The organism is Rhodococcus sp. NPDC057014 (assembly GCF_042673295.1).
Lineage (GTDB): Bacteria > Actinomycetota > Actinomycetes > Mycobacteriales > Mycobacteriaceae > Rhodococcus_F.
In genome coordinates this window covers 1-5736 of the sequence record NZ_JBHUSF010000444.1, presented here as the reverse complement: position 1 = coordinate 5736, position 5736 = coordinate 1, and the positions used below count along the sequence as shown (strand labels likewise).

The following is a 5736-nucleotide window of genomic DNA, read 5'->3' as shown; positions in this document are numbered from 1 at the left end:
CCGCGGGCCGAGAACGCGCACGCCGACCGCCTCGCCAACGAGGCCATGGACGGCGCCGAAGGTTCCGGCGCCGAACCGGAACCGGCCGCCGTCGCGGACAAGGCCACGCCGGCGGCGCCGGGCTGGATGGACACGACGGGCGCCCCCACCCGGATGCTGCTGCTCCGGCACGGGCAGACCGTGCTGTCCGTCGACCGGCGGTACTCGGGTCGCGGAAACCCGGCGCTCACCGAGATCGGGCTGGCGCAGGCGAACGGCGCGGCCTCCCGCTTCGCGGGCAACGACGGCATCGCGGCCGTGGTGTCGTCCCCGCTGGGGCGCGCGCAACAGACCGCGGCGGCCGCGGCGAAGGTGCTCGGGCTCCCGATCACCGTGCACGAGGGCCTCACCGAAACCGACTTCGGCGCGTGGGAGGGCCTGACGTTCCGGGAGGCCGCCGACCGCGACCCCGCACTGCACCGCAAGTGGTTGTCGGACACATCGGTGCGACCGCCGGAGGGGGAAAGCTTCGACGAGGTCCGGGAGCGGATCGTGAAGGTCCGAGACGACCTCACCGCCACCTACGGCGGCGCCACGATCCTCGTCGTGACACACGTGACCCCCATCAAGACTCTGCTGCAGCTGGCGCTCGACGCGGGACCGTCGCTGCTGTACCGGCTGCACCTGGATCTGGCGTCGCTGAGCATCGCCGAGTTCTACCCTGACGGCGGCTCGTCCGTCCGCCTGGTCAACGACACCTCCCACCTGTGAGTACTTCTTAACCGCCGGCGGTTGAGAAGTACTCACAGGCCCAGAGGGCGACGACGGCCGCGAGCAGGGTCAGCGGCGTGGTCACCAGCGCGAGAATCGTGAACGTCCGCAGATCCGCGGGCGATCCGGCTCGCGCGGCGACCCGTCGCCACAGCATGATCGCCAGCGACCCCACGTAGGTCAGGTTCGGGCCGAGATTCACCCCGAGCAACATCGCCAGGACGAGGGCGGTCGGCGGGTGGGGTCCGAGCGCCGCCAGCAGGAGCAGGGTGGCGGGGAGATTGTTCACCAGATTCGCGGCGACCGCCGCGACGACGGCCATCGTGAGCAGGGCCGCGAACGACGTGTCGGTCGGCAGCCGTGAGCCGATCCAGTCGCCGATCGGGCCGTTGGCGACGCCGGCGACGGCGACGCCGAGGACCAGGACGAACGCGCAGAACCACACGTCGACCGAATACAGGATGCGGCCGAAGTCGGTGCGGCCGTCGCGCAGAGCCACGACGCCGAGCACGATCGCCCCCGCCGCCGCCACCCACGCCGGCGCGATCCCCACGAAGCCGGACACCGCGAAACCGGCGAGCGTCGCCGCGAGGATCGACAGCGCGACGGTCGGTGCGGGTGGATCGCGGGCCGGTTCCGGTTCGGCGTCGGGCCGATCCAGGTGGCGGCGGAAGAACATCCGGAACAGGATCAGTTCGACGACGATCGCCACCGCCCAGGGCAGCGCCATGACGGCGGTGAAATGGAGAAAGGTCAACCCCGTCGCGGAAAAGGCGATCAGGTTCGTGAGATTGGAGACGGGCAGCAGCGTCGACGCCGTGTTCGACAGGTGAGCGCTGGCGTACGAGTGGGGGCGCGGATCCATCCGCAGCGAGCGGGCCGTCGCGATCACCGCCGGCGTCAGCAGCACCACCGTCGCATCGAGACTCAGCACCGCGGTGGTGAGTGCCGCGGCCCCGAACACGAGCGTCAGCAACCTCTTCGGATCCCCGCGGGCCCCGCGCCGCAGCCGGGCCGCGATCCAGGTGAACACACCCATCGCGTCCGCGAGGTGCGCGAGGACGAGGATCGCCGCGAGGAACCCGACGGTCGGGGCCATCTCGGTCACCTCGTCCCGCGCCTGCGCCGGCGTGACCAGACCGGTGGCCAGGGCGACGACGGCGGCCGGTGCGGCCGCGACGATCTCGGGTAACCGGCGAGGCCGGACGACCGCGAAGACGAGGACCGCGGCGACGAGCGCCACTGCCAGAACAGTCACTTCAGGAGCTTGTGGAGGGTGCGCAGGTTCCGCGTGGTGGTGAAGGACTTGAGCTTGGGAGTACCGGTGCTCTTGCCGAACTTGCTCTTCAGCGTCATGCCCCGTTCGACCTCCCAGTACAGGACGCCGTCTCCGGCCTGCACGCGTTCGACCTCCGGGTCCAGGTCGTCCCGGAGCCGCAGCAGCGTGTCCAGGACCTCGGGGTCGGGAGTCACCAGCACGTACGGGTGCCAGCCTTCTCGCTCGGGGTCGAACGGGTAGTCGTCGACGATCTTCCGGATCGTGTCGAGGTCGAGGACGAAAACCCAGGCTTCGTAGTGGAAGTCGGCGCGCAGCGCGGATTCGATGTCGCTCTTCAGCGCGGGGACGTCGTCGCGGTCGGAATCGAAGAGCACGTTGCCCGACGCGAGGACGGTCTTCACGTTCTCGAATCCCAGCTCGGCGAAGGTGCTGCGGAGGTCGGCCATCTTGATGTTGATGCCGCCCACGTTGATACCGCGCAGGAGGGCGGCGTATCGGGTCATGCTCAGACCATAGTGCGGCGGCACGACACGTTCGCGCGAACTGTAGGCTGATCGGGCGGACGAGTTGGCCGGGCGACCGCGGCACGGGGAACCAGCACATCAGTGCGCAGGCCCCGAGTCGAGGAAAGTCCGGACTCCACAGAGCAGGGCGGTTGTTAACGGCAACCCGAGGTGACTCGCGGGACAGTGCCACAGAAAACAGACCGCCGGCGCCACATCCTCCGGGGTGCGGTGTCGGTCAGGGTGAAACGGTGCGGTAAGAGCGCACCAGCACCCCGGGTGACCGGGGTGGCTAGGTAAACCCCGCCCGGAGCAAGGTTGAAGGCCGCATCGGATCCTCCGGGACCCGGTGCGGCTGCGCAGGTGTTCGAGGGCTGCTCGCCCGAGCCTGCGGGTGAACCGCTCGAGGTACCCGGCGACGGTGTGCCCAGATGGATGGTCGCCACCCGGCGCTTCGGCGCCTGGGGACAGGATCCGGCTTACACGCCAACTCGTCCGCCTCGTTCCTGCGCCTGCGGGATCCGCCGCGTGCGGCTTGGAGACCAGGTCACGGGCCTGACTGGCGAGTAACAAACAGACCGGTTAGTGTTTTTCCCGCAGCGGCCCGACTGACCCGAATCGGGGTCGATGCCGGGGCCCGTCGTCCACGTCCGTGGGCGATGGGGCCCCTCGGCGGCGGTGCCGGGAACAGTAGATGTTACTCGCGATAGCGGTAACATCTGCTCATGGACTTGCCTCACGACATCGCCGGTTCCGGCCCCACCCTGGTCCTCGTGCACGGGGTGGTGCATCGCAGGCAGGCCTGGAACGTCCTGCTCGACCAGCTGACCCCCTATCGCCGGGTTGTCACCGTCGACCTTCCCGGACACGGCGAATCGGCGGCACTCGAAGACGGCGCGGACACGATGGACCAACTCCTCGAGGAGCTGAGCGGGTTCGTCCGCTCGGTGACGCCTGCCGGGGAACGGCCGCACATCGCCGGGAACTCGCTCGGCGGCTGGCTCTCGCTCGCCCTCGCCGCCCGGGGCGAGGTCGCCTCGGCCACGGCACTCTCACCGGCCGGCTTCTTCGTCAACCACGCCGATCAGGCCCGCACCATCTACACGTTCCGGGCCCTGCGCGGAGTCACCCGGGCGCTGGGCCCGAACACTCCGAAGGCGTTGCGGTACAGAGCCGTCCGCTATCCCTCCCTCGCCGCCTTCTTCGCGCGGCCCAGCCGGGTGCGCTACGAGGACGCCGTGATCGACGCGCAGTCGCTGGCCACGAACGCCCTGGTCGACAAGGGGCTGACGGCCTCGTTCGACCTCCCGCCGGTGGTCGACGCGACGGTACCGGTCACCGTGGCGTGGGGGCGGCGGGACCTGATTCTGCCCGTCTACCAGGCACGACGGGTGCGCAGAATGTTCCCGCAGGCGCGGACGCTGATCCTGCCCGGCATCGGGCACGTCCCGATGACCGACGACCCGGACCTGATCGGCACGATCCTGCTCGGCGGCAGCGCCGCGAGTTCCAGCGACTCCCCGAACTGACCGCGCTACCGCGCCTCGGTGACAAATCGGCGCTACCGCGCCTCGGTGACAAATCGGCGCTACCGCGCCTCGGCCACGACGATGGCGCCGAATCCGAAAAGGACGGTTCCCGTGATCCGGTCGAGGACCTTTCGCACCGTCGGCTTCTCCAGCGTGGTGCGCGCGCGGGTCAGCAGGATGCTGTACGCGCCGAGCCAGACGATCCCGAGCAGCCCGTGCACGAGCACCAGCAGGGCCAGGCTCGGGGCGGTCGGCCACCCGGGCGGAACGAGCTGGGGGAGCAGGCCGGTGTAGAACACCGCGATCTTGGGGTTCAGAAGGTTGGTCAGGAACCCGGCCCGCCAACTCGACCCCGAAGACGGAACCGGCGCCGGCGCGGTCCGGGCGGCGCGAGGGCGCGTCCGGCTGCGCCAGAGGGTGGACACTCCCAGATACACCAGGTACATCCCGCCGACGATCTTCACGACGGTGTACGCCTCGGCGGAGGCGGCGAGCACCGCACCGAGGCCGACGACGGTCAGGGCGCCCCACACCATCAACCCGGCGACCACGCCGAACGTCGCGCGCAGCGCCGCGCTGCGTCCACCGGACAGTCCGGCGCGGGTCACCACCGCCATGTCCGGACCCGGAATGACCGTCAGGAGCCCGAGCACCGCGAACGCCGTCACCACTGCACCGATCATCGGACCAGTATGTGGGGTGTCGTCAGCGCAGTGAAATCCAGACCTGGGACTTGCCGAGCACGGTGTGCCCGTCGAACGTGACCGTCAGGTCGATCCTCGCGGTGCCTGAGGAGTCGTCGACTTCCGCGGCCTTCGCGACGACGTCGACCACCGCACCCCGGTCCGGGTCGACGATCACCGGCTTGGTGAAGCGCGCTCGGTACCCCGTGACCAGTGCCGGATCGCCGAGCCAGTCGACGACGCACTGCGTCGCCAGTCCCAGCGTGAGCATGCCGTGAGCCAGCACGCCGGGCAGGCCCACCGCGTCGGCGACGTCGTCCCGGTAGTGAATGGAGTTGAAGTCACCGGACGCCCCGGCGTAGCGGACCAGAGAATCCCGGGTCACGTGATACCGGGCCTTGGCGACGGTGTCGCCGAGCAGGATTCGTCGCGGGGACGTCATTCCTCCCCCCTGACGAACAGCGTCGACGTCATCGTGCTCACGTGATCGCCTGTGGCGTCGTGGATCTCGATGTCGGCGACGAGCAGGGTGTGCGGGCCACGCGTGGTCACGTGCGTGACGGTGAGCACGGCGGAGAGTTCGTCACCCGCGACGACGGGGCGGTGGGACGTGGCGTGCTCGGTGCTGTGCACCAGATTGACCGGCTCGATTCCCGACGTCGGGTCGGCGACCAGTTGCGCGAGTGCGCGTTCCTGCACGATGACGGGAAACGTGGGCGGGGCAACGAGATCGGCGTGACCGGCGGCGCGGGCGCTGTCGACGTCGAACGACGTCGGATTGGTGGCGAAGACGGCGCGGGCGAATTCCCTGATCTTCTCGCGGCCGACGAGGTAGGGCTCGGTCGGTGGGTAGACACGACCCTCGATCTCCGGATTCACTCCCATCACGTCAGCCTAGAGACGTGTCGTCCGCTGGGCAGGGCGAAGCGTCACGAATGGGTTGCGGGCCCACCTGCCCTGATGCGACGAAACCCCCGCCGGAGGTGTCCGGC

7 protein-coding genes and 1 other RNA gene are annotated in these 5736 nt (G+C 69.6%); 3 read left to right on the top strand and 5 right to left on the bottom strand.

Features of this window, described 5'->3' with window-relative positions; translation table 11 throughout:
* The coding region (locus ACFTZB_RS42260) for a bifunctional RNase H/acid phosphatase (RefSeq protein ID WP_378441418.1) at nucleotides 1–750 on the top strand (750 nt) is incomplete at its 5' end.
* Between the two features lie 7 nt (nucleotides 751–757).
* On the opposite strand, the gene ACFTZB_RS42255 is transcribed toward ACFTZB_RS42260, so the two are convergent.
* Together ACFTZB_RS42255 and ACFTZB_RS42250 are read right to left on the bottom strand one after the other, a co-directional pair.
* Nucleotides 758–2008, bottom strand: coding sequence for an SLC13 family permease (locus ACFTZB_RS42255; RefSeq protein ID WP_378441416.1), 1251 nt, complete (start codon nucleotides 2006–2008; stop codon nucleotides 758–760).
* Nucleotides 2005–2532 carry a DUF1697 domain-containing protein gene (locus ACFTZB_RS42250; RefSeq protein ID WP_378441414.1) on the bottom strand — a complete coding sequence of 176 codons (528 nt, stop codon included), beginning with the start codon at nucleotides 2530–2532 and terminating at the stop codon, nucleotides 2005–2007. The genes ACFTZB_RS42255 and ACFTZB_RS42250 overlap by 4 nt, the downstream gene beginning before the upstream one ends.
* Before the next feature lie 60 nt (nucleotides 2533–2592).
* Here ACFTZB_RS42250 and rnpB point away from each other — a divergent pair.
* Nucleotides 2593–3030, top strand: an RNA gene (rnpB, locus tag ACFTZB_RS42245) — RNase P RNA component class A.
* A 227-nt stretch (nucleotides 3031–3257) separates the two neighbouring features.
* Nucleotides 3258–4061, top strand: a complete 804-nt coding sequence (locus ACFTZB_RS42240) for an alpha/beta fold hydrolase (protein ID WP_378441412.1) — start codon at nucleotides 3258–3260, stop codon at nucleotides 4059–4061.
* Between the two features lie 59 nt (nucleotides 4062–4120).
* On the opposite strand, the gene ACFTZB_RS42235 is transcribed toward ACFTZB_RS42240, so the two are convergent.
* From ACFTZB_RS42235 to ACFTZB_RS42225, 3 genes are read right to left on the bottom strand one after another with little or no spacing between them, the layout of a single operon-like run.
* Nucleotides 4121–4744, bottom strand: coding sequence for a LysE family translocator (locus ACFTZB_RS42235; protein ID WP_378441410.1), 624 nt, complete (start codon nucleotides 4742–4744; stop codon nucleotides 4121–4123).
* A gap of 22 nt (nucleotides 4745–4766) precedes the next feature.
* The gene (locus ACFTZB_RS42230) at nucleotides 4767–5186 is read right to left on the bottom strand and encodes a MaoC/PaaZ C-terminal domain-containing protein (RefSeq protein ID WP_378441408.1); all 420 of its coding nucleotides are present in this window, start codon (nucleotides 5184–5186) and stop codon (nucleotides 4767–4769) included.
* Nucleotides 5183–5629, bottom strand: coding sequence for a MaoC family dehydratase N-terminal domain-containing protein (locus ACFTZB_RS42225; protein ID WP_378441406.1), 447 nt, complete (start codon nucleotides 5627–5629; stop codon nucleotides 5183–5185). Before ACFTZB_RS42225 ends, ACFTZB_RS42230 begins: the two co-directional genes overlap by 4 nt.
* Nucleotides 5630–5736: the final 107 nt, after the last annotated feature.

Bases quoted from the DNA above. Each gene is read 5' to 3' on its own strand.
- ACFTZB_RS42250 (WP_378441414.1), bottom strand. From the start codon at position 2,532: ATGACCCGATACGCCGCCCTCCTGCGCGGTATCAACGTGGGCGGCATC.
- ACFTZB_RS42240 (WP_378441412.1), top strand. From the start codon at position 3,258: ATGGACTTGCCTCACGACATCGCCGGTTCCGGCCCCACCCTGGTCCTC.
- ACFTZB_RS42235 (WP_378441410.1), bottom strand. From the start codon at position 4,744: ATGATCGGTGCAGTGGTGACGGCGTTCGCGGTGCTCGGGCTCCTGACG.
- ACFTZB_RS42230 (WP_378441408.1), bottom strand. From the start codon at position 5,186: ATGACGTCCCCGCGACGAATCCTGCTCGGCGACACCGTCGCCAAGGCC.
- ACFTZB_RS42225 (WP_378441406.1), bottom strand. From the start codon at position 5,629: ATGGGAGTGAATCCGGAGATCGAGGGTCGTGTCTACCCACCGACCGAG.